Genomic DNA, 24297 nt, shown 5'->3' on the forward strand with positions numbered 1-24297 from the left:
GGGGGGTGCCTCCGTCGGAAGCACCCCCCACGTCCCGGCCGGTCAGCAGGTCGAGTTGGTCTGGGTCAGGAGGCCGAGCCGCCACGGGAGGAGGTTGTAGTCACCGCTCGCGTTGGGGTTCAGGCCCTGGTAGAGGTACTGGAGCCGGCAGGCGGGGATGGTGAGCGTCTGGTCGTTCCCCGCCCGGATCATCTCGCCGTGGCTTATGTCACGGGTCCACGCGCCGGCCGGGAAGGACACGTTGTTGGCCCGGGCGAAGGGAGTGCCCTCGGACGCGGCGAGCTGCGTCCAGGAGCCGGCGAGACTCGTGGAGGTCCAGGACCGGAACCAGCGCCGCCCGTCGGACCCGATGGCTTCGACGAGAAGGAGGTACTGGTTGCTGCCCTGGACCTTGTACACGTTGCTCGCTTCGAACAGCGCGTTCCGGGAGTCCCGCAGCGCGATGACGGTGTTGGTGAAGCCGTTGGGGAACTGGCCGACGGTCGTCTGCGACCGGTAGAGGTGCCCGTTGTCGTCGGAGGAGAAGAGATAGCAGTTGGCGCTGTCGCAGATCACCCACATGTCGACCCAGTAACCGTTGCCGATGTTCTGCCGGATGATGTCCGGCATCGACGAGTAGAAGTTGCGGGGTGCGCTCCACCCGTTGGGATTGCTGATGTCCGGGTTGGTGGAGTACGAGGCGTTGCCCGTCTGGTAGACGAGGTACCACAGGCGTTGCGGCGCGTTGTAGAACACCTGCGGCGCGGCCCGGTAGCCGGTGCCGATGGCGGTGCGGTCCAGGTAGTGGTGGGTGGCGGAGCCGGCCTGCGACCAGTCGGAGAAGCTCAGGTAGACCAGGTTGTAGCCGGAGGCGCTCGCGGTGCTGGCGAACACGTGGTACTTGCCGTTGTGGTAGACGACCGTCGGGTCCTTGATCCCCGCGATGTGGTGGGTCGAGTCCGGTTTCGGTGCGATCAGAGGGCTGCTGGAGCTCCATGAGTACCTGTTCGGCAGGGCGGCGGCGCCGGTGGTGCCGCGCGTGGCGGCGGGTGTGCCGCCCATCGCCGTGAGCACCGCGTTGTACGCCGACTTCTTGTTGCCGTTGCGGTCGAACAGCAGCGGGTTCTCGCCGCTGCGCCAGGAGTCGCTGTCGCGGATGCCCCAGACGGTGATGCCGGTGCAGCGCGAGACGTTCAGACAGGCCCTGACCGTGTTCGCGTAGGCGCTCGGCGACGCCTGCGCGATGTCCAGTTCGGTGATCTGTACGTCCACGCCGAGAGCGGCGAAACTCGACAGCGTCGTCTGGAAACTGCCGGGAGGACCGCCGGCGCCGAAGTGGGCCTGAAGGCCGACGCAGTCGATGGGCACACCGCGTGCCTTGAAGTCGCGCACCATGCGGTAGACGCCCTGGGTCTTGGCGGCGTTCCAGTCGTCGATGCTGTAGTCGTTGTAGCAGAGCTTGGCCGCCGGGTCGGCTGTCCGGGCCGTGCGGAACGCCTGTTCAAGGAAGCCGGTGCCCAGCACGTCCCGGAAGACCGAGCTGCGGAGCTGGCCGCTGCCCCCGTCGGCGAAGGCCTCGTTGACCACGTCCCAGGTGTGGATGCGGCCCTTGTAGTGGCCCGCCACCGTGTTGATGTGGTTGTTCATCACGCTGCGCAGGGTGTTCGCGTCCCTGATGGAGCGGACCCAGGCGGGCAGTTGGGAGTGCCACACCAGGGTGTGACCGCGCATGCGCTGGCCGTGGGACGTCGCACGGTTGACGATCTGGTCGCCGGGGCCGAAGTTGAACGAGCCGCGGGACGGCTCGGTCGTGTCCCACTTCATCTCGTTCTCGGGTGTGACCGAGGTGAACTCGCGGTCCAGGATGCGGGTGTACGCACCGTCGCCGAGGCGGCCCGCGGCCACCGCGGCTCCGAAATACCGTCCCGACCGGGCTGCCTGGGCGCCCAGAGTGGAGGCGCGGACGGCGTCGGGCGCGCCGGTCGTGGCACCGGTCGCGCTGACGGTCGCACCGGCTGCGCTGCCGCTCGCACCGCTGGTTGCGCCGGTCGCGGTACCCGGTGTCGCCAGGGCGGTCGCGGCCAGCAGGGCCAGGACCGAGGCTCGGCGACGGCCGATCCGTTTCAACGGGTTCATGGTTCTCCTCGCGGGGTGGTGGGGGGGTTGGGTGGTGCGGTCGACGGGCCTGGTCAAGGACTGGTCAGGGCCTGGCCCGGGTGTGGTCAGGGAGTGGTCAGCTCGAACCGCGTGACGCGGACCGAGCCGCCGAGCGCCTGCGTGGCGTGGTTGAACAGGGCGAATCGGTAGCCCATGAAGAACCGCCAGTCGTTGCCCAGGGAGAGGGCCGGTCCGAGGCGGGTGAAGGTGGTGCCGTCGGAGCTGTAGGAGAAGGTGCCGGGGCGTCCGGCTCCGGGACGGACGTCCGCGCTCGCGCGCAGCCAGATGCGGCTGCCCGACACGGCCGCGCTCGCGACCTCGGTGCCGGTGCCGGTGGTGTTCCAGTTGGCGTCCATGGTCAGCCCGTTGACCATGGACACCCGCGTTCCCGTGCCGTCGCGCCGGACGCCGATCCATGCGGAGGAGTCACGCAGCAGCGCGAGTCCGGCCCGGTCGCCGGCCCGCATCGCGCTGTGGTCGAGCAGGACCGTGGCGGTCGAGGTGGGGCCCTGTATGCGGTGCGTGAGGGTGTTGCGGGCCCAGTAGAGGTCGTTCGTCACGGTCGCGGTCCGCAGGGTCAGACCGTCGTTCACCGACCATTTGGAGTTGTCCGGGTTGTGGTTCCACTCCCACCTCGGTTTCAGGACCGTGCCGTCGAAGGTGTCGACCCCGGTCATCGGGGTGACCCGGCGGGGTGGCGGGGGCACGGCCGGGCCGGGATACGAGGTGCCCCACGCGCCGTTGACGAGTTGGACGACCGGCCAGCCGTCCGCGGTCCAGGTGACCGGCGCCAGGGCGGGCACACGGCCGCCTGGGTACGCGTCGACGAAGGCCAGGTAGTACCAGGCGCCGCTCTGTGTCTGCACCAGCCCGCCCTGGTGCGGGACGCCGCCGCCGGCGATGGGCCCGCGCAGGTCGAGAAGGACCTGACGCATCGTGTACGGGCCGAAGGGGCCGCTCGACGACTTGAGGATGTACTGGCCGTTCGCGGGGCGGGTGAGGAAGATGTAGTACTGCCCGTTGATCTTGTAGAAGCGGGAGCCCTCCAGGGTGCCGACGCTCGACGGCGTGGTGAACACCTGCTGCGTGCGGACCTGGGTGCGGCCGTCGGCGGACAGCTGGGCCACGTTGATGGTGCTGTTGCCGTAGGCCACGTACAGGGTGTCGTCGGTGTCGACGAGCAGCCCCGCGTCGTAGTACGGGGTGCTGATCGTCGTCAGCTGGTTCCACGGCCCCTCGGCGGCCGTCGCGGTGTAGACGTACGTGCGTGCGAAGTCGATCTGACCGAGCCAGTAGAACGTCCTGTTGCTCGGCCGGTAGGCCAGGGACGACGCCCAGATCCCTCTGACGTAGCCGCGGGTGCCGTTCAGGTCGTACTTGGCGCCGAAGTCGAGCACGGGCACCGAGTGGCCGGCGATCTCCCAGTCGACCAGGTTGTACGACCGCAGCACGGGTGCGCCGGGCGAGTAGTGCATGGTCGAGGCCGAGGCGTAGAAGGTGTCACCGACGCGGATGACGTCGATGTCCGCGAAGTCCTGCCAGATCACCGGGTTCGTGAAGGCCGCCGCGGTCGTGCGGTCCGACCGCCGGGCGGAGGCGGTGTCGGGGGAGCCCACGAGAGGCAGCAGGGTACCGGCGGCCAGTCCGGTGGCGGCCGTCAGCGCGTGGCGACGGGACCAGTAATGACGAGTCCATGACATATCCATCGGTGGCGTACTCCCTCTGCGGCCGAGCCGCGGGCGGCTGGAGTGTCCGGAGGTGCCCTGTCGGTGAGCGTGGAGCGCATGCCGTTGGTTCGGGATGTCGAACCGGGATCGGCTGGCGAGCATTCAGGATGATTGGGGAGTCGAGGGAGTCCGTCAATCCTTCTCGCATGAATCGTCTCAGGCTTCGAAACATTCGAAGCGATCCATCCCATGTCATCGCAGGCTGTATGCCCGGATGGTGTGGATGCGCCGCTTTCCTGGCGCGTGAATGGCCGGATGGTGGGGTGGCGTGGCGGAAGGTGTTGACATGTTTGCCCGTCCCCCTAGTATCCCTGGCATCCCTGCTTTCCGAACGGAACGCGAACTTTCGAACCGTTGCTCCTCGGCTTCGAGCAATGTCATGTGCCTGACATTCGGTACGTTTCATCGCCCGTGATGCCTTCCGGGAAAGGAATCCTCGGTGCCCAGACGATCAGGCGGACGCCTCCTCCGCCTCCTCGCGGCGGCCGTGCTCACGGTCACCGCGTCCGTGACGGCTTCCGCGCACTCCACCGCCTCCGCCGCGCCCGGCAGCCCGGCGCTCACGCCGCCGCTGGGCTGGAACAGCTGGAACAGCTTCGGGTGCGGGATCACCGAGGCCCGCGTACGCGAGGCCGCCGACGCGATGGCGTCGTCGGGCATGCGGGACGCGGGCTACCGGTACGTGGTGGTCGACGACTGCTGGTTCGACCCGCAGCGCGACGCGGCGGGAAACCTGCGGGCGAGCCCGTCGAAGTTCCCCGGTGGCATGAAGGCGCTCGGGGACTACATCCACGGCAAGGGTCTGAAGTTCGGCATCTACCAGGTACCGGGCGAACGGACCTGCGCGCAGTCCACCGGGGCCTACCCGGGCTCCACCGGCAGCCGGGGGCACGAGGCCCGGGACGCCGCCACGTTCGCCTCGTGGGGAGTGGACTACCTCAAGTACGACTGGTGTTCCTCCAGCGGCACGTTGGACGAGCAGGTCGCGCGGTTCACGGTCATGCGCGACGCCCTGCGCGCCACAGGGCGGCCCATCGTCTACAGCATCAACCCCAACAGCTTTCACGCCATCACCGGCGCGGCCCACGACTGGGGCCAGGTCGCCGACCTGTGGCGGACGACCGAGGACCTGCTCGACATCTGGCAGAACGGGAACACCAACAGCTATCCGATGGGCGTCGGCAACGTGCTGGACGTCACCGCGCCGCTGGCGGCCCAGTCCGGCCCGGGACACTGGAACGACCCCGACATGCTGGTCGTCGGCCGTCCCGGCCTGTCGCTGACCGAGTCCCGCTCGCACTTCGCCCTCTGGTCGCTGCTGGCGGCACCGCTCATGGCCGGCAACGACATCCGCACCATGTCGGCCGACGTGAGCGCGATCCTGCGCAATCCGCGACTGCTGGCGGTGAACCAGGACCGGCTGGGCGCGGGCGGGCGCCGGGTGCGCGACGACGGCAGCACCGAGGTGTTCGCCAAACCCCTGTCCGACGGTTCGGTCACGGTGGGACTGTTCAACCGGGGAGGGGGCACGGCGACGATCACCACCACAGCGGGGCAGGCCGGTCTGTCGGGCGGGCCGTTCACCCTCACCGACCTGTGGACCGGGGGCACGTCGACCACGGCCGGGCAGATCTCGGCGAGCGTCCCCGCGCACGGCGTGGCCGTGTTCCGGGTCAGCGGTGGCAGTCCGACGGCCGCCACCACCTCGCGGCTGCGCGGCAACGGCTCCGGCCGCTGCGTGGACGCGGACGACTCCGCCGGGGCCGCGGTGCTCATCCGGGACTGCCACACGGCCGCCGACCAGCTGTGGACCTCATGGGCGGGCGGCGAGATCCGCGTCTTCGGCGACAAGTGCCTGGACGCCTACAACCAGGGCACCGTCAACGGCACCCGGGTCATCACCTGGCCCTGCAACGACCAGGACAACCAGAAATGGACCGTCGACTCCGACGGATCGGTGCGCAACGTCCACGCCGGGCTGTGCCTCGAGGCCGACCGGGCCGGCACTGCCGACGGCACCCCGCTCGTGCTGTGGAGCTGCAACGGCCAGGCCCACCAGAAGTGGAGCCGCGGGTGAGCGGCGCGCGGCTCCAAGAGGAGACTCCCACGATGAAGAGGGAGCGGCCCGGCGCGAACGGGTCGAATCCGTGCTTCAGGAACACGTCACCGACGCGCAGCGTCGCGCGTTCGGAACGGGCGACGACGACGGTGACCTCATCCACGGACCATCCGTGTCCGACGGTCGGTCGTCGGCGTCGCGGGTCTGTCACGTCTGATCGCGGTCGACCGTGTCTCTCTCCCACGGCCACCGCGCGTCCCGGCCGGCTTCGATGAGCGGGATCAGCCGGAACGCGGCGTCGCTCAGGCCGCCGAAGGTGTGGCGATGCGGCCCGGCCGGGGCGTGGGCCGGGGCGTAGCCGGCCAGGTTCCAGGTGTAGACGGGGATGTGGAAGGGGACCTTCTGCAACGGGTTGGACCACTGAGTCGCCCCGGTCTGTTCGTCGGTCACCAGGACCACCCGGTCGTGACGGTCGTAGTGCCGGTTGAGCGCCGCGGCCGTGTTGGTGCCGCCGAGGTCGTGGAAGCGGTCCAGGACGCGCAGTACCGGCTCACCCGGGGTGAGTTCGACGCGACGGCTGTCGGACCCGAACTCCACCAGGTCGGCCTGCTCGGCCCGCAGGGCCACCGCCGTACCGAAGACGGCCGCGGTGTCGGCCCGGTTGAGCTGGGTGTGCTCGCTGGGCAGGTCGAACATCGAGCCCGACCGGTCCACCAGGACCAGCGTGCGGCCGGTCAGTTCGGGGACGTTGGCGAGGGAGTGCCCGAGGGCTGCCTCCAGAGCGTCCTCCCAGCGGCGGGAAGGCGTGTTGCGGTGGGCGGCCAGATAGCGGAACGGGAACTGACGCGAGCGGCGCACCTCGTCCGGGTCGGAGATCCGCGCGGCCACCTCGGCGGCGACCTCGTCGCTCACGCCGGCCAGGTCGAGGTTGCGCAGGTTGCGCACGAGGGCCATCGCCCCCATCGAGGGGACCAGGGCCTTCCACACCGCCGCGTCGAGCGGCCCCTGCAGCCAGCCCGCCACCGACTCCCAGGTCATCCCGGCCGCGACCAGCCGCTCTGCGCCGCCCGGCGCGGTCACCAGGGCACGCCGATCCCCGACCGGCACGGTCATCAGCTCACGGTGTGCGGCGAGCAGCGTCTGACCGGGCGGGGGAACGGCACGGTCGGGGCGGTGGCGGCGGTCGATCGCGTAGCCGAACAGGTCGCCCTGCCAAGGACGTCGCGGGTCGGGAGTGGGGTGGGTGAGTTCGATGACGTCGCCGAAGCGGTAGGCGCGCGAGGCGGTGTCGTACTTGAGGAGCGCGCGCCCGGTGTAGAGACGTCGCACGGCGTCGGCGATCCCGCGCTTCAGTGGCTGAGGGAGTCCCCGCCCGTGCCGCGCTGTCCAGTACGCCAGCAACTCGCCTGGCTCGTCCGCCCGTTGAAGCACGGCGGCCACGGCCTGCCGTGAGTGACCGACGGCCCCCGCGTCCAGCCTGGCCCGCACGAACTCGGCCGCGCCCACGAGGGAGGCGGTGCGCATGTGGGCCTCGGTGCGCAGCCAGCCCAGCAGGCCCAGAGTCCACTCGGGGTCGCTCACGGCGAGCGCGCGCACCAGTTGCTCGTAGCGCTCGTCGCGAGCGACGGCGTCCTCGTAGAAGCTGTGGTGGCCGACCATGTGGGACATGGCCAGCAGGAAGAGTTCCGCCTTCGGGGTGCGGGCGTAGCCGGCGCCGCCCTGGTGGGTGCGGTTGTGCGGCCGGAGGGCGGCCGGATGCCGCGGGGTGCGTGTGGTGGCGGACGGCGGGAGCAGCCACCGGCCGTGGGTGGAGAGCGACGACGTCGCTCCGCCTGCGGTCAGTCCCGGTATTTCGGCCTGGATCTCGTTCCTGGCTTCGGACTTGGCCCGCTGACGGTTGAAATGGGGCATGCAGAAGGTCCCTTGGGAGACGTTCCTGAAAGAAGGAGAGACGCCTTCCGAGATCAGTAGTGGCACCGGGTTGGTGTTGCGCGTCAGATATGAAGTAACCGGGGCACAGCGCATCGGAAGGCGTCGAACATGCACGCTAGCCGGTGCGGTGAGTGGGCGCACGCGAATTAACGAGCACCCCGCTGACCGGCGGCCGGCGGGTCGACTCGCCGGCCGCCGGCCGCCGGGAAGGCCGGCCCGTGAACGCGTCTCCCCGTGCTGCACGTTCCGCCGTGAGACCTCTTTTCGCCGGGGCGGGCTCGGCCTTCCGCCGAGCCCGCCCCGGCGGTTTCCTGTCGGAGCCGGACCGGTGCCCCGCCGTCAGCGCTGCAGTGTCAGCAGACCCGGACGGTAGGGCAGGAGGCCGTAGTCGCCGCCGGAGTTGGGGCTGCGCCCCTGATAGAGCAGTTGCAGGTGGCAGGGATCGACGGTCATGGTCTGGTCGGGGCCGGTGCGGATCAGTTCGCCGTGGCTGATGTCGTTGGTCCATGTGGCGCCACTGTTGACCTGGCCGGCGAAAGGATTGCTCTCGGTCGAGGCCTGGGGGGTCCATGAGCCGTTCAGACTGGTGGCCGTGAACGAGCGGAAGTAGCGGCGGCCCTGCGCACCGATCGCCTCGACGATCATGAGGTAGCGGTTCTGGCCCTGCAGCTTGTAGACCTGCGGGGCTTCGAACAGGTTGTTCGTCGTATCGCTCATGACCACTGTCGAGGTCGCGCCGAAGCTGCCCGGGAAGTTCCCGATCGGCATACCGGCCCGGTAGATCTTGCCGTTGTCACCGGCGAAGAACAGGTACATGTTCGTTCCGTCACCGATGAGCGTCTGGTCGATCGGTCCTGTTCCGGGGCCGGAGATGCTTCCGGAGAAGAGCACCTGCTGGGCTGACCAGCCATTCGGGTTGGTGGGGTCGCTCGACGTCCGGTAGGAGAACGCGGTCCCGCCCCACTGGTAGGCGAGCACCCAGATGTTCTTCGGCGCGAAGTAGAGGAGCGTGGGCGCCACGGTGGAAGTCGGCATCCCGTTCTGGCCGGCCGAAGCCATGTCCGACCAGTTGGTGAACAGGCCGAAGTTCATCGAGCCCCAACGCGTCCCCGTGTCGTGCGTCGTCGCATAGACGAGTTGCCTGCCGTTGTAGGGGACGACGGTGAAGTCCTTGAGTGAGACCCACCCCGGCCTGGGCTGAGCCAGCGCGCCCGTCGACGTCCAGCGGTACGTCGAGGGAAGAGCGCACGAGCCGGGGTCGTCCGCGCCGACCTTGACGAGCTGCCACTGCTGGTTGGCGCCGCCCCAGTCGTCGTACTGGACGACGTTCGCGTTGTCGGCGGTGGAGGCTCCCTGTACTTCGAGGGCCTTGTCGCTGTGGCGCGCGATCAACCTCACGTAGCCGTCAGGGCTGTCGGCCAGCCGCCACTGCTGGTTGGTGGCGTTCTGGTCCGCCCACTGGACGATCGCGCCCCCGTTCGCGGTGGACCGGTTCTGGACGTCCAGGACCTTGCCCGAGTGGCGGGACACGATGCGGTAGTAGCCGCCCCCGGAATCGACGAACCGCCACTGCTGCTGGTTCTGATCGTTCCTGGTCCACTGGGTGATGCGGGCGCCGTCGCCGGTCGCCATGTTGTAGACGTCCAGGGCCTTGCCGCTGTTGCGGTTGATCAGCACGTACGAGGCGTTGGGGTCCACCGTCGCCGCGTCGGCCGGCTGGGCGCCGAGGAAGCCGGCCACGAACAACAAGGGTGCGAGGACGGCGAGTAACCGTTTCAGACGGACCGGGGACGGGGGGCGAAGCCACATGCGGAGGGCCTCCTTCGGGGAGCGGGGGAGAGGTGCTCCGTGACGCGGTGGTCACAGTGGTCGGCGGCCCCGGTGGGCCGCGGAGCGGACGTGCCGGGAGGAGAGGAGCAAGCTCGAAACATTTCGAGGAATTCCCGGAAGCTTTGACGCCACAAGCTAGGAATGCAGGGCTCTCCGGTCAAGGCCTTTCGCCGATCTGTCCACAAACAGCGCCTCCGTTTCGGGCCTGACGGGCTGTCGTGCCGACGGAAACGCTGCGGAGGGCGCCGTGCGGCGGGCCTGTCCGGCGCCCCGGGATTCCGCAAGTTTCGAGCAAGAAACGGAAACTTTTTCTGCGGTGAGTATTGACGATGCATCGTCAATACCTCAATCATTCCCTGCCTGAGGAACCGGTCGCAGTTCGAGATGTCGAACGCACTCAGGTGCGGCACGGCAGATCAACCACCAGCTCCACGACAGATCCGCGCGCCAAAGCCTGCGCCACCCCCGTCGCGTTCCGCCCGCCGTACGTCACCCCGACGGCCGACCGGGTGCCGTCCGTGCCGGTTGAGATCGTCCCGGTCCCATGTCCGTGGTGTGCGGTGATTCCGTGCTGCCCGGGCCCCCCGCCCGGCTGAGAGGGGCGGGCGACGCATTTCCCTTGCGCTTCAGTCCTTCCGTGATTCCTACCCTGGAGGAACAGTCATGGGCTCGTACGCCCTTCCCGGACCACGTGTCCGCCGGAAGATCCGCGGCCTGCTGTTGGCGCTGGTCGTCGGCGTCCTCGGCGTGGTCGCCGCACTGGCCGTGCCGTCGACCGCACACGCCGCCGAGAACACGCTCGGCGCCGCTGCGGCGCAGAGCGGCCGCTACTTCGGCACCGCCATCGCCTCGGGCAGGCTGGGCGACTCGGCCTACACGACGATCGCGGGCCGTGAGTTCAACTCGGTGACGGCCGAGAACGAGATGAAGATCGACGCCACCGAACCACAGCGGGGTCAGTTCAACTTCGCCGCCGGTGACCGCGTCTACAACTGGGCGGTGCAGAACGGCAAGAAGGTGCGCGGCCACACCCTGGCCTGGCACTCCCAGCAGCCCGGCTGGATGCAGAGCCTCAGCGGCAGCGCGCTGCGCCAGGCGATGATCGGCCACATCAACGGCGTGCTGGCCCACTACAAGGGCAAGATGGCTCAGTGGGACGTCGTGAACGAGGCCTTCGCGGACGGCGGTTCGGGAGCCCGGCGCGACTCCAACCTGCAGCGCACCGGCAACGACTGGATCGAGGTCGCCTTCCGCACCGCGCGCGCCGCCGACCCGTCCGCCAAGCTCTGCTACAACGACTACAACGTCGAGAACTGGACCTGGGCCAAGACCCAGGCGATGTACTCCATGGTCCGGGACTTCAAGCAGCGCGGCGTGCCGATCGACTGCGTCGGCTTCCAGTCGCACTTCAACAGCGGCAGCCCCTACAACGGCAACTTCCGCACCACCCTGCAGAACTTCGCCGCCCTCGGCGTCGACGTGGCCATCACCGAACTCGACATCCAGGGCGCCTCGGGCACCACCTACGCCAACGTGACCAACGACTGCCTGGCCGTCCCGCGCTGCCTCGGCATCACCGTGTGGGGTGTGCGCGACAGTGATTCCTGGCGATCGCAGGACACGCCCCTGCTGTTCAACGGCAACGGCAGCAAGAAGCCCGCCTACACCACCGTCCTCAACGCGCTCAACGGCGGTACCTCCACGCCCCCTTCGAAATCCGGAACGATCAAGGGCGTCGGCTCGGGTCGCTGCCTGGACGTGCCCGGTACCAGCACCGCCGACGGCACCCAGCTCCATCTGTGGGACTGCCACAACGGCACCAACCAGCAGTGGGCGTACACCACCGCCGGCGAGCTCAGGGTCTACGGCGACAAGTGCCTGGACGCCGCCGGGACCGGCAACGGCACCAAAGTCCAGATCTACAGCTGCTGGGGCGGCGACAACCAGAAATGGCGCCTCAACTCCGACGGGACCGTCGTCGGCGTCCAGTCCGGCCTCTGCCTCGACACCGTCGCAGGAGGCACCGCCAACGGCACCCTGATCCAGCTCAACTCCTGCTCGAACGGCAGCAACCAACGCTGGACCCGCACCTGATGGGATCCGACACGGACGAAAGGGTGAATCGATGAGGACCTACGGTGTGGTCTCGCCCGCCCCTCCGCAAAGGCGTCGCTGGTGGTCCCGGGTCGCCGCCCTGGTGGCGGCGGCGCTCGCGATCGGCATGCTCGCCGTGGTGAATCCGGCGCCCGCCGAGGCGGCGACCGTGGACACCAACGCCTGGTACGTCCTGGTCAACCGCAACAGCGGCAAGGCGCTGGACGTCAACGGCGCGCCCACCGCCGACGGCGCGCGGGTCAGCCAGTGGACGCGCAACGACGCAGCCGACCAGCAGTGGCAGTTCGTGGACTCCGGCGGCGGCTTCTACCGGCTCAAGGCGCGGCATTCGGGCAAGGTTCTCGACGTGGCCGGAGCCTCGAGCGCCGACGGTGCCGCGATCCAGCAGTGGACCGACCACAACGGGGCCAACCAGCAGTTCCGCCTGGCCGACTCCGACGCGGGCCACATCCGGCTGATCAACCGCGCAAGCAGCAAGGCGGTGGAGGTTCAGGGCGCCTCGACGGCCGACGGAGGCAACGTCGTCCAGTACGCCGACTGGGGCGGCGCCAATCAGCAGTGGCAGATGATCAAGCTGTCGTCCGATGGCGGTGGCGGTGGCGGTGGCGGCGCATGCGGCAGCGCCCCGACCCTGGCGAGTGGTACGCACACGATCCAGAGCGGCGGCAAGACCCGCAGCTTCATCCTCAGGGTCCCCGCCAACTACGACAACGGCCACCGCTACCGACTGATCTTCGCGTTCCACTGGCGGGGCGGAACCGCCGGCGACGTCGCCTCGGGCGGCACCAGCGGGAACGCCTGGTCCTATTACGGCCAGCAGGAACAGTCGAACAACACCGCGATCCTCGTCGCCCCGCAGGGCCTCGGCAACGGCTGGGCCAATGCGGGCGGTGAGGACGTCACCTTCGTCGACGACATGATCCGGCGCATCGAGGGCGGGCTCTGCGTCAACCCGGCACAGCGTTTCGCCACGGGATTCAGCTGGGGCGGCGGCATGAGCTACTCCCTCGCCTGCAGCCGGGCGAACGTCTTCAGGGCCGTCGCGGTCTTCTCCGGCGCCGAGATCAGCGGGTGCGGCGGCGGGACCCAGCCCATCGCCTACTTCGGAATCCACGGCGTCAGCGACTCCGTCCTCAACATCGCGCAAGGACGGTCCCTGCGCGACAGGTTCGTCCGCAACAACGGCTGCACCCCCCAGAGCCCGCGCGAGCCCGCGCCGGGCAGCCGGACGCACATCACCACCGCCTACTCGGGCTGCCGTGCCGGCTGCCCGGTCCAGTGGGCCGCGTTCGACGGAGGCCACATACCCGGTCCGGTCGACGGCTCCTCCGGCGAAAGCGGCGTCACCACCTGGACCAAGGCAGAGATCTGGAGGTTCTTCACACAGTTCCAGTGACACGTCCGCACGCACCACGCAGTGGAGCCGGGATCCTCCCGGCTCCACTGCGGTCTTGACGATTCCTCGACGAGAGGATGCGGTGCAGCCAGCAGGTTCCAACCGGGAGCCGTCCACGTCGGTGGCTGCCCCGCACGGCTGATGCGCGGGTCGGCCGAGCGATATCCCGCACAGGACCACGGCGGGAACGGGCGGGCAGGGAGCCTTCTCGTCAGAGCACGGCGATGTTCCTCACAATCTTCTGGTCCGACGCGCGTTGTACAGTGACGAACGCCCTTGACCTGCAGAAAGCAGGCAGGGAGCCGTCCTCCAGGAGTTGAAAATGCTGCGTACCATGTTCAAGTCCAAGATCCACCGTGCCACCGTCACCCAGGCCGACCTGCACTACGTGGGATCGGTGACCATCGACGCCGACCTGTTGGACGCCGCCGATCTGCTGCCGGGCGAGCTCGTGCACATCGTCGACATCGACAACGGGGCGCGGCTGGAGACGTACGTCATCGAAGGGGAGCGCGGCTCCGGTGTCGTCGGCATCAACGGCGCCGCCGCGCATCTCGTGCACCCCGGAGACCTGGTGATCATCATCAGTTACGCTCAGGTGACCGACGTCGAGGCGCGGGCGCTGGAGCCACGGATCGTGCACGTGGACCGCGACAACCGGATCGTGGCCCTGGGAGCCGACCCGTCGGAGCCGGTACCGGGCACCGACCAGGAGCGCAGCCCGCACGCGGTGTCGGTCTGACCGAAGCAGTCAGCGCAGTCACCGCACCGGGAGTGCTCCATGAGCGACATCGAGATCCGTGACGACCGGGCGGCGGGCCGCCTCGAAGCCGTCGGTGACGGCGGTGAAGTCGTGGGCCGTATCGAGTACTTCGTCCTCGAGTCGCCCGCGGCCGCCCTGGTGCCGGTGCACACCGTCGTCGAGCCGGCGCACGAGGGCAAGGGCATCGCGGGGTCGCTGGCACGCGAGCTGTACGCCCTGGCCGCGCGCGACGGCGTCCCGGTGGCGCCGTTGTGCCCGTACGTCGTGAAGTGGGCCGCACGCCACCCCGAGGAGGCTCCGGCCGCGGACCCCGGGCTGCTGAGCGCCGCGAAGGACTGGCTGCGCGCCCACCCCGGCCGGTTCTGACCATGGGGGCCCAGGGTCGTGCGGGTCGCACTTCTGGCGGCCCGCAGGCCCGGCGGCGGCCCGCCCCTCGGCGGCCGACAAGCCGCGCGGTCCGGCCCTTCGGCGGTCCACAAGCCCGGCGGCCCGTGACTCGGGTGGCCTGCCGTCCCGGCGATCGGGGCGTGGGCGGCGTCGCCGCCGGTGGTCTACGCCGAGCGCGGTCCCCGATGGGGCGCTCTGCTCGGGGCCGCCACAGGGCGTGGCCGCCGTCGGCCGTGGTCGCCGTCGGGCTTGGCCCTCGCCGTACGCCGGGGCGACTCCGGGTGCGGCCGGCCGGGTGAGTGGGCGGGGCCGGCCCGGGTACGCGGGGGAGTAGTTCCACAGCCAAGCCCCGCAAGCGGCCGGAGGACACGATGACCGACCCGTACCCCGACCCCGTCCCGCCCGGGCCGACGCCAGGCCCCGACCCGGTTCTCCCGGATCCCTTCCCGAGCCCCGTGCCCACGCCCGAGCCGCAGCCCCCCGGTCCTCCGCCTCCCGGCCCGCAACCGCCCGGCCCGGATCCGGCGCCGCCTCCGCGGCCGCCGGACCCCTCGCCGTCGCCGATCCCGCCGGGGCCGGAACCGGTCCCCAGCCCGGAACCAGGGCCGCCCCTGACCTGACGCGGCGGCGGTGGGCGGCCCCGACGCCGCTCGCCGCCGCCGCCCGGCGGGCCGTGCCCGGGGCGCTCCCGGGCACGTCGCCTACGCGTCGACCTCCGAGCGGTCCCCGCCCCACAGCGTGTGGAACGCTCCCTCCCGGTCCACCCGCCGGTACGTGTGCGCTCCGAAGAAGTCACGTTGCCCCTGGGTGAGCGCCGCCGGCAGCCGCTCCGCCCGCAGGGCGTCGTAGTAGGCCAGTGCCGCGGCGAAGCCCGGTGTGGGAACACCCTGCAGCGTGGCCGACACCAGCACCTCGCGCCACGCGTCCTGCGCCGCCGCGATCTCCGAGGCGAACGTCGCGTCGGAGAGCAGGCTCGGCAGGTCGGCCCGGGTGTCGTACGCGGCCCGGATCCGGTCCAGGAAGGCGGCGCGGATGATGCAACCGCCGCGCCAGAGCGAGGAGACGGCGCCGAGGTCGATGTCCCAGCCGTACTCCTCGCTGCCCGCCGCGATCTCGTGGAAACCCTGCGTGTACGACACGATCTTGGACGCGTACAGCGCCTGCTCCACCCGGTCGGCGAAGGCCTGCGCCTCCGCCTCGCCCAGCGAGGCCGCCTTCGGTCCCGCCAGATCGCGCGAGGCCTCCCGCAGCCCCGCATGTCCGGACAGCGACCGTGCGAAGACCGCCTCCGCGATGCCCGACACCGGAACCCCGAGATCGAGGGCGATCTGGACGGTCCAGCGGCCGGTGCCCTTCTGCTCCGCCTGGTCCACGACGACGTCGACGAACGGCCTGCCGGTCGCCGCGTCCACGTGGGACAGCACCTCGGCGGTGATCTCGATCAGGTAGGAGTCGAGGCGTCCCGTGTTCCAGGTGCGGAAGATGTCCGCGATTTCCGCGGGCTCGTACCCGGCGACGTCGCGCAGCAACTGGTAGGCCTCGCCGATGAGCTGCATGTCGGCGTACTCGATGCCGTTGTGCACCATCTTCACGAAGTGGCCGGCGCCGTCGGGGCCGACATGGGTGACGCAGGGCGCCCCGTCCGCGGCCTTGGCGGAGATCTTCTCCAGCATCGGGCCCAGCGACTCGTACGACTCGGGGGAACCGCCCGGCATGATGCTCGGCCCGTGCAGCGCGCCCTCCTCGCCGCCGGAGATGCCCGCGCCTACGAAGTGGAGCCCCTGCTCGCGCAGTTCGCGCTCGCGGCGCCGGGTGTCGGCGAAGTGCGCGTTGCCGCCGTCGATGATCATGTCGCCGGGCTCGAGCAGCGGGGCGAACTCCCTGATCACCGCGTCGGTGGGCTCACCCGCCTTGACCATGACGACCAGGCGGCGGGGCCGTTCCAGCGCCGCGACGAAATCCTTGGCGGTCTCCGCCGCCACGAACTCGCCCTCGTGACCGAACTCCTCGACCAGCGCGTGGGTGCGTGCCGCCGTGCGGTTGTGCACCGCGACCGCGTAGCCGTTGCGGGCGAAGTTGCGGGCGAGATTGCGGCCCATGACCGCGAGTCCCGTGACGCCGATCTGGGCTGAAGTGCTCATACGGGTGGCTCCTCCAGAGGTGCGCGTAGGTAGCGTGCTGTCATCCTGTCGTCCTCGGGTCCATCTTGACGGGTTTCCCGAGGCGTTTCGTTCCGCGACCGGCCCTCGGACGGCCCGTCGGGAGCCCGACGGCGGCTGCCGCGCTCCGGGCGGTGCCGGAGCGGCCGGTTGTCGCCTTGTCATGGCCTGTTCGCTGCCCATACTTTTGCCGCTCCTGACGCAATGTCGAGGGGGACCCCATGGCCGTACGCGGTCGGCACCGCCGGTATCAGCCGAACAGGATCAATCGCGCCTCACTCACCGTCACGGCAGGCGGCGCCGGCATGGCGATACCGCTCATGGGCGCCGGAACCGTCCAGGCGGCCGACATCGACACCTGGGACAAGGTCGCCGCCTGCGAGTCGACCGACGACTGGCACATCAACTCCGGCAACGGCTACTACGGCGGACTGCAGTTCACGCAGTCCACCTGGGAGGCGTACGGCGGCACGCGGTATGCGCCCCGAGCGGATCTGGCCACCAGGGACCAGCAGATCGCCGTGGCCGAGAAGGTGCTCGACGGACAGGGGCCCGGCGCGTGGCCGCTGTGCTCGGTGCGAGCCGGCCTGAGCCGCGCCGACGGCGACCCCGACATCCACCCGAACGGCTCGGCGAAGACGGCCGGGAAGAGCGACAACAGTGCCAGGAGCGGCAAGGGCGGTGCGTCCCGGGAGGCCGGGGCGGCCGGGGCGAAGAAGTCCGGCGCGTCCGCGCGGTCCGACGGTGCGGCGAGAACGTCCCTCGACGACGTGCGGCCGCAGAGCACCCCCCAGTCGCGGGCGGGTACCGCGCGGATGTACACGGTCGTCCGCGGCGACACCCTGTCCGGCATCGCCGACGACGAGGACGTCCGCGGCGGCTGGCAGGGCCTGTACGCCGCGAACCGGACGACCATCGGCGCGGACCCCGACCTGATCCTGCCCGGTCAGCGGCTGAGCCTGCGCGCCGGGGCGACGCCCGCCGGCAGCACTCCGGGCAACCACGGGAAGCCCGGCAGTCACGGGAAGCCGGGCGGCCACGGCGAGCAGCACAAGCAGAGCAAGCCGGCCAAGAGCAGCAAGAGCGCCAAGAGCAGCAAGAGCTCCAAGGGCGAGAAGGCCCACGGCGGGACATCGACCGGCCGTTCCTTCGTGGCTCCCGTCGACGCGGCCACCGGAACGCGGTACCACGCGTCCGGCTCGTCGTGGTCGAAGGGCTATCACACCGGGGTCGACTTCCCCGTGGCCACGGGGACGACGGTGAAGGCGGTCGCGGCCGGGGAGGTGGTGAGCGCGGGCTGGGGCGGGTCCTTCGGCTATCAGGTGGTCATCCGGCACGGTGACGGCCGCTACACCCAGTACGCCCACCTGTCGGCCATCTCCGTACGGGACGGCCAGTCGGTGGGCGGCGGCCAGCGCATCGGCCGGTCCGGCTCCACGGGCAACAGCACGGGCCCGCATCTGCACTTCGAGGTGCGGACGGGGCCCGGCTTCGGATCGGACGTCGACCCGGTGGCCTATCTGAGGGCCGGCGGCGTCAGGATTTGACCCGCACCCGGTGCCGGTCCACCGTCACCGGCACCGGGATGTGCAGCCCTCCGTAGAGCGGGGTGTAGAGCGACGGCGGGACGGCGGCCGGCACGGGCGCCGTCCGCTCGGCGTGTACGTCCTCGTCCAGGTCGCTCAGGTCGTTCACGTCGTCTCGGGCGTCGTCGTACCGGATGTCGCCGTGGCGGTTCTCCGCCGGTCGCGCCTCGGCGTCGGCCGTGGAGAACGCCACCAGGCGGTCCGTGCCGGCCGCGACCACGGGCCTCGGCTTCGCGGCGGCGGGCGCCGCCGTCACGGCGGCCTCCAGGACCGCGGCCGGCGCCGGGAGAACGACCTTGACGGTGTCGGTCTGCTTGCGCGCGGCGGCCGCACCGGCCGTCGCCGACGCCGGGTCTGGCTGCGTCTGTGCGGTCTGCGTCGTCTGCAGACGCTCCGTCGTGAGCAGGATCAGTCCGCCCGCCGCCACCACGGCGCAGCCCAGGGCGAGCACGGTGCCCGTGGTGCCGTGGCGGAAGGTCTCGTCGAACATCGTGATGCCGACCGCGGCCGCCACCACCGGGTTGACCACGGTCAGCGTGGCCAGCGGCGCGGCGAGGCCCGCGCCCCGGTAGGCGGCCTGGGAGAGCATCATGCCGGCCGTGGCCAGCACCCCGATCACGGCCAGCGAGGGGATGTCGGCCGCCGAGACACCGCCCGTCCAGTCGACCGCGACGGTCTTGGTGAACACCGACGACATGCCGAACGCGATGCCCGAGGCGGTGGCCAGCAGCACGCTGCGGACCACCGGGTGCCGGTGCGCGGCCCGCCCGGCGACCATCAGGGCCACCACCGCGCCGGCGGTGACCACGGCCACCGTGACCCGCTGCGCGGTGGTCAGCGACTGTGCGTCGGATGCCCCGACCAGGGACAGCAGACCCGCGAGACCGACCGTCGCCATGATCGCGCCCCGCCAGGCCGTGGCCCCGGCTCGGCGGCCGACGAACAGCGCGGCCATGGGCAGCGCGAACACGATCGTCAGCGCGCCCAGCGGCTGGACCAGGCTGAGCGGGCCGTAGGCGAGCGCCACCACGTGAAGGAGTCCGCCGAGACCGTTCAGCGCGACCGCGGCCCACCACCCCGGGCGGCGCAGCGGAGCGTATTCCTCGACGGGCGAGGACACCGCGACCTGCTCCTGCACGATCGCCCCGGCGGCGTACGCGACAGCGGAGACGAGCGACAGGACCACGGACAACGCGAGGGCGCTCATGAGCTGCTCCTCTGCGTGAGGCGGGGGCACACGGCCCGGCGCGGCGAACGGTCGGCTCTCATAACCAACACGATGCCTTGTCGATCTGTTCCCGTCGTCGTCCCTGAGCACGCATTGGGTCCTACTGCCGATGGAGTAGGACGGGCCCTGGGTCCTCCCTCAGGCGGGTGACGGACCAGGGATCCCCCTGACCCCGACCCCTACCCTCCTTGGTACTACTGCACTTCGTGGACCTCGACCCCGAACTCGCCCTGCTCCGCCCGTTGGGCGGCTTCTTCGCCCTGCGCACCCCACTAGGGAGCCCAGGAGAGCACGACCGGCGGCCGCCCACCCTCGCGCAGGCCTACGCGCCGGCCGCGACGGGGGCTCCGGGGTGCGCCGGAGCAAAACCTCACGACGATCCGCTGGCCTTTCGTGTCCGAAAAGTGACCCGTGCGCTGCGGGCCCCCGAGGAGCGGATCGGGGCGTCGGTGGCGCAGCAAGGGCTGGCGGCCCGGCTGTGGTCGGTCGCCCTGGGCTGCGCCGCCCTGTACGGGTGCGTCCCCGACCTCGCCCCCGGGCTGTTGCGCTGGGACCCGGACGCGGACGCTCCGGACGACCTCTGGCTGACGCGGGTGCGGGCCCGGCCCGGCGACGCGGCGGGCGTGGCCGGGTCCGTCGCGGCGACCGTCCTGGAGGACCACCTCGAACCCCTCTCCGCGGCCCTGCGCGCCCGCTGCCCGGTCGCGCCCGGACTGCTGCGCGGCAACGCCGCCTCCGCCCTCGCCGCGACGGCCCGTCTGCTGGTCCGGTGGGCGGACGGGCACAGTCGTCCCGACGTCGCCGCACGCACGCGTGATCTCACCGCGGCGCTCCTCGCCCACCCGCTGCTCGCGGACACCTGCACGCTGTCCGACGGCGTCTTCCGCCGCCGCAGCTGCTGCCTGTACTACCGGGTTCCCGGCGGAGGCGTCTGCGGCGACTGTTGCTTCACACGACCCCCGCGCTCTTCCCCGCGCGCCCCGTCTGGGTGACCATGAGGGGAGTCGGCCGCTGAGACTGGGGGTTCCGGGTGCGAGTAGGCCTGCTGACCCGGGAGTATCCCCCGGACGTGTACGGCGGTGCGGGCGTCCATGTGGAGTTCCTCGCCCGCGAGTTGCGACGGCTGATCGACCTCGACGTGCACTGCTGGGGCGAGGGCCGTACGGACGGGGTGCGGCGCCACCGCCCGTGGCCGGCCCTGGACGGCGCCAACGACGCGCTGCGCACCTTCTCCGTCGACCTCGCGATGGCGGCCGCCCTCGAAGGGCGTGAACTCGTCCACTCCCACACCTGGTACGCGAACCTCGCCGGGCATCTCGCCAAGGAGCTGTACGGCGTCCCGCACGTGGTGACCGCGCACTCGCTGGAGCCGCTGCGCCCCTGGAAGGCCGAGCAACTCGGCGGCGGCTACGCCCTGTCGAGCTGGGCCGAGCGGACCGCGGTGGAGGCCGCCGACGCGGTGATCGCCGTATCCGGCGCGATGCGCGAGGACATCCTCGCCTGCTATCCCTCGCTCGCCCCGGACCGGGTCCACGTCGTGCACAACGGCATCGACACGGCTCTCTACCGGCCCGACCGGGGCACGGACGCGCTCACCCGGATCGGCCTCGACCCGGACCGGCCGTTCGTGCTGTTCGTCGGCCGGATCACCCGGCAGAAGGGTGTGCCGCACCTGCTGCGCGCGGTACGGGACATCGATCCCGCGGCGCAGGTCGTGCTGTGCGCCGGAGCCCCCGACACCCCCGAGATCGAGCGGGAGTTCCGCGACCTCTTCGCCGGGCTGCGCGCCGGTAGGGACGGGGTGCACTGGATCCCGAAGATGCTGCCGCGCCCCGAGGTGATCCAACTCCTCACGCACGCGGCCGTCTTCGTCTGCCCGTCGGTGTACGAGCCGCTGGGCATCGTCAACCTGGAGGCGATGGCCTGCGGCACTCCCGTGGTGGCCTCGCGGGTCGGCGGGATCCCGGAGGTCGTCGAGGACGGGGTGACGGGGCGGCTGGTGAGCGTCGACGAGGATTTCGAGGCGAACCTCGCGGGCGCGCTGGACGAGATCCTCGGCGACCCGGCGGCCGCGGCGCGGATGGGTGAGGCCGGGCGGGCCCGTGCGGTGGGGGAGTTCGGCTGGGACGCGGTGGCCCGGCGGACGGTCCGGCTTTACGAGGAGATCGTCAAACAGGCGTAGGGAGCCCCGCGCCGGGGCAGCCATGGGTATCCGACCAGGGTGAGGAGAGCGGCCATGCGGCGTGGAGGACCTACGGTGCTCGGGATCGTGCTGGCGGGCGGTGAGGGCAAACGGCTGATGCCGCTCACCGCGGACCGGGCCAAGCCGGCGGTCACGTTCGGCGGCACCTACCGGCTCGTCGACTTCGTCCTGTCGAATCTCGTCAACGCCGACATCCTGCGCATCTGCGTGCTGACGCAGTACAAGTCGCATTCGCTGGACCGGCACATCACGACGACGTGGCGCATGTCGAGCCTGCTCGGCAACTACGTCACCCCGGTGCCGGCGCAGCAGCGGCTCGGACCGCGCTGGTACCTCGGAAGCGCGGACGCGATCCTGCAGTCGCTGAACCTGATCTACGACGAGCGGCCCGAGTACGTGGCCGTGTTCGGCGCCGACCACGTCTATCGCATGGACCCGCGGCAGATGCTCGCCCAGCACATCGAGAGCGGCGCGGGCGTCACGGTAGCGGGGATCCGCGTGCCGCGCGGCGAGTCCTCCTCCTTCGGGGTGATCACCCCGGGTTCGGACGGCCAGACGGTCGAGCGCTTCCTGGAGAAACCGGCCGACCCGCCGGGGCTCGCCGACGACCCGGAGTCGGTGTTCGCGTCGATGGGGAACTACATCTTCACCACCAAGGCGCTGATAGAGGCGCTGCAGCGGGACGCCGAGGACGAGTCGTCCTTGCACGACATGGGCGGCTCGATCCTGCCCCAGCTCACCGAGCGCGGAGAGGCCGGGCTGTACGACTTCAGCGAGAACCACGTCCCCGGCGAGACCACCCGTGACCAGGGCTACTGGCGCGACGTCGGCACGCTCGACGCGTACTACGACGCCCATATGGACCTGATCGCCGAGCGCCCCGCGTTCAACCTGTACAACCGCAGCTGGCCGATCTACACCCACTCGGGCCAGCTCTCCCCGGCGCGTTTCAACGCGGGAGGCATCGCCGGCGAGTCGATCATCAGTTCGGGGTGCCTGATCCGCGGGCAGGTGACCCGGTCGGTGCTGTCGCCGGGGGTGGTGGTCGACCCCGGGGCGGTCGTCCAGGGCTCGATCCTGCACGACAACGTGCACATCGGCCGGGGAGCCGTGGTGCGCGGGGCGGTCCTGGACAAGAACGTCGACGTCCCTCCGGGCGCCACCATCGGCGTGAACCCGGAGCGGGACGCGGAGCTGTACACGGTGTCCCCGGGTGGGGTGATCGCCCTGGGCAAGGGCTGCCAGGTGTCATGAACTTAATCCGGTGTTAACTGTGCGTAGCCTGATCGTGCTTGACCGTAATCGGGTCCGAGGGTTGACTGGCTTCATACCCGTTCTTCACACCCCCGTCCTCGACGCGAGGCAAGTCCGTGACTGCTGATGATCTGCTGGCCCCCCTCGACCTGGCGTTCTGGAACCTCGAGTCGGCCGAGCACCCCATGCACCTGGGCGCGCTCGGCGTCTTCTCGGCACACTCGCCCGCCGCGGGCGCCCACGCGGCCGACCTGCTCGCCGCCCGGGCGTCCGGCGTCCCCGGGCTGCGCATGCGGATCCGGGACGTGTGGCAGCCGCTCGCCTTCGGGGGAGCCGTGCGCGAAGCCGACCCGCACTTCGACCCCCGCCACCACGTCCGTCTGCACGCCCCCGCCGCCGACTTCCAGACGGCGGCCGGACGGCTCATGGAACGGCCCCTGGAGCGCGGCCGTCCGCCCTGGGAGGCGCACGTCCTGCCGGGTGAGGACGGCGCCTCCTTCGCCGTCCTCTTCAAGTTCCACCACGCACTCGCCGATGGTCTGCGCGCCCTGACGCTGGCCGCGGCCGTCCTTGACCCGATGGACCTGCCCGAGCGCCGGCCCCGCCCGGCCGAGCCCGCCCGACGACTCGTCCCCGACATGGACCGGCTGCGCGGACTGCTGCGCGGGGCCGTGTCCGACGTGGGCCGCGCCCTCGACATCGGCGCCTCGCTCGCCGTCTCGGGCCTCGGCGTGCGCTCCAGTACCGCGCTCACCGCCGCGCCCAGCGGCACCCGCCGCACCTCCGGCGTGGTCATCGACCTCGACGACGTTCACCGGATCCGCAAGGTCGCCGGCGGCACCGTCAACGACGTGCTGATCGCGGTCGTCGCCGGAGCCCTGCGCCGCTGGCTCGACGAGCGCGGCGACGGCAGCGCGGGCGTCCGGCCGCGCGCCCTGATCCCCGTCTCCCAGCGCCGTCCGCGCACCGCCCACCCGCAGGGCAACCGGCTCTCCGGGTACGTGGTGCGGCTGCCGGTCGACGATCCGGACCCGCTCGGCCGGCTCGCCCACGTCCGCACCGCCATGGACCGCAACAAGGACGCCGGGCCGGCCAGGGGCGCGGGCGCCGTCGCCCTGCTCGCCGACCACGTCCCGGCCCTCGGTCACCGGCTCGGCGGGCCGCTGGCCGGCCAGGCCGCCCGGTTCTGGTTCGACATCCTCGTCACCAGCGTCCCGCTGCCCAGCCTCGGCCTGAAGCTCGGCGGGAACCCGGTCGACGAGGTCTTCCCCTATGCGCCGCTGGCCCGCGGCCAGGCCCTCGCCGTCGCGGTCTCGACCTACCGCGGCCGCGTCCACTACGGCCTCGTCGCCGACGCGGAGGCCGTCCCGGACCTCGACCGGGTCGCCCACGCGCTGACCGCCGAGGTGGAGACGCTCATCACGGCCTGCGGCCCTTGACTCGAACGCGTTTGGAGGAGAGGCGCGGCGCTCCGTAAAATTCCCCCTTCGTAAGGCGGGCGCGGTCGGAGCGCCGCCCGGGT

The 24297-nt window shown here is 70.9% G+C and carries 16 protein-coding genes; 10 read left to right on the forward strand and 6 right to left on the reverse strand.

The genetic code is table 11. The features are described 5' to 3' along the window. Positions 1-42: 42 nt before the first annotated feature. Positions 43-2115 carry a non-reducing end alpha-L-arabinofuranosidase family hydrolase gene (locus C6376_RS23590; RefSeq protein ID WP_107445254.1) on the reverse strand — a complete coding sequence of 691 codons (2073 nt, stop codon included), beginning with the start codon at positions 2113-2115 and terminating at the stop codon, positions 43-45. Between the two features lie 86 nt (positions 2116-2201). Beyond that, the gene (locus C6376_RS23595; RefSeq protein WP_107445255.1) at positions 2202-3842 is read right to left on the reverse strand and encodes a glycoside hydrolase 43 family protein; all 1641 of its coding nucleotides are present in this window, start codon (positions 3840-3842) and stop codon (positions 2202-2204) included. A 460-nt stretch (positions 3843-4302) separates the two neighbouring features. Between C6376_RS23595 and C6376_RS23600 the strand changes: the two genes are divergently transcribed. Next, positions 4303-5940, forward strand: a complete 1638-nt coding sequence (locus tag C6376_RS23600; protein ID WP_107445256.1) for a ricin-type beta-trefoil lectin domain protein — start codon at positions 4303-4305, stop codon at positions 5938-5940. 189 nt (positions 5941-6129) lie between these two features. Here C6376_RS23600 and C6376_RS23605 read toward each other — a convergent pair whose 3' ends face one another. Beyond that, positions 6130-7833, reverse strand: coding sequence for a TROVE domain-containing protein (locus C6376_RS23605; RefSeq protein WP_107445257.1), 1704 nt, complete (start codon positions 7831-7833; stop codon positions 6130-6132). A gap of 360 nt (positions 7834-8193) precedes the next feature. After that, positions 8194-9663: a non-reducing end alpha-L-arabinofuranosidase family hydrolase gene (locus C6376_RS23610; RefSeq protein ID WP_107445258.1), complete on the reverse strand. Its 1470-nt coding sequence runs from the start codon at positions 9661-9663 to the stop codon at positions 8194-8196. 684 nt (positions 9664-10347) lie between these two features. Here C6376_RS23610 and C6376_RS23615 point away from each other — a divergent pair. The 4 genes from C6376_RS23615 (at position 10348) to C6376_RS23630 (ending at position 14324) form a co-directional block, all read left to right on the forward strand. Then, the gene (locus C6376_RS23615; RefSeq protein ID WP_107445259.1) at positions 10348-11778 is read left to right on the forward strand and encodes an endo-1,4-beta-xylanase; all 1431 of its coding nucleotides are present in this window, start codon (positions 10348-10350) and stop codon (positions 11776-11778) included. A gap of 100 nt (positions 11779-11878) precedes the next feature. Then, entirely contained in the window at positions 11879-13195 is a 1317-nt protein-coding gene (locus C6376_RS23620) for an RICIN domain-containing protein (protein WP_107449135.1), read from the forward strand. A 322-nt stretch (positions 13196-13517) separates the two neighbouring features. Next, positions 13518-13937: an aspartate 1-decarboxylase gene (gene panD, locus C6376_RS23625; protein ID WP_107445260.1), complete on the forward strand. Its 420-nt coding sequence runs from the start codon at positions 13518-13520 to the stop codon at positions 13935-13937. A 39-nt stretch (positions 13938-13976) separates the two neighbouring features. Further along, the gene (locus C6376_RS23630; RefSeq protein WP_107445261.1) at positions 13977-14324 is read left to right on the forward strand and encodes a GNAT family N-acetyltransferase; all 348 of its coding nucleotides are present in this window, start codon (positions 13977-13979) and stop codon (positions 14322-14324) included. Between the two features lie 722 nt (positions 14325-15046). Here C6376_RS23630 and gndA read toward each other — a convergent pair. After that, positions 15047-16486, reverse strand: coding sequence for an NADP-dependent phosphogluconate dehydrogenase (gndA, locus tag C6376_RS23640; protein WP_107445263.1), 1440 nt, complete (start codon positions 16484-16486; stop codon positions 15047-15049). 239 nt (positions 16487-16725) lie between these two features. Here gndA and C6376_RS23645 point away from each other — a divergent pair, with 239 nt between their 5' ends. Further along, positions 16726-18051 carry a transglycosylase family protein gene (locus C6376_RS23645; RefSeq protein WP_107445264.1) on the forward strand — a complete coding sequence of 442 codons (1326 nt, stop codon included), beginning with the start codon at positions 16726-16728 and terminating at the stop codon, positions 18049-18051. Here C6376_RS23645 and C6376_RS23650 read toward each other — a convergent pair. Next, complete coding sequence (locus C6376_RS23650) at positions 18041-19297, reverse strand: DMT family transporter (protein ID WP_173985710.1); 1257 nt, start codon at positions 19295-19297, stop codon at positions 18041-18043. The two genes, C6376_RS23645 and C6376_RS23650, sit on opposite strands and share 11 nt — an antisense overlap. Positions 19298-19506: 209 nt before the next feature. On the opposite strand from C6376_RS23650, the gene C6376_RS23655 reads away from it, so the two are divergent. The 4 genes from C6376_RS23655 (at position 19507) to C6376_RS23670 (ending at position 24214) form a co-directional block, all read left to right on the forward strand. Next, entirely contained in the window at positions 19507-20310 is an 804-nt protein-coding gene (locus C6376_RS23655; RefSeq protein ID WP_254076021.1) for a (2Fe-2S)-binding protein, read from the forward strand. A gap of 38 nt (positions 20311-20348) precedes the next feature. Beyond that, positions 20349-21500 (forward strand): glycogen synthase, encoded by a 1152-nt coding sequence (glgA, locus tag C6376_RS23660; RefSeq protein ID WP_107445266.1) that lies wholly within the window; start codon positions 20349-20351, stop codon positions 21498-21500. Between the two features lie 54 nt (positions 21501-21554). Next, positions 21555-22775, forward strand: a complete 1221-nt coding sequence (gene glgC, locus C6376_RS23665) for a glucose-1-phosphate adenylyltransferase (RefSeq protein WP_107445267.1) — start codon at positions 21555-21557, stop codon at positions 22773-22775. A gap of 116 nt (positions 22776-22891) precedes the next feature. Next, positions 22892-24214, forward strand: coding sequence for a wax ester/triacylglycerol synthase family O-acyltransferase (locus C6376_RS23670; protein WP_107445268.1), 1323 nt, complete (start codon positions 22892-22894; stop codon positions 24212-24214). Positions 24215-24297: the final 83 nt, after the last annotated feature.

The organism is Streptomyces sp. P3, from assembly GCF_003032475.1.
Lineage (GTDB): Bacteria > Actinomycetota > Actinomycetes > Streptomycetales > Streptomycetaceae > Streptomyces.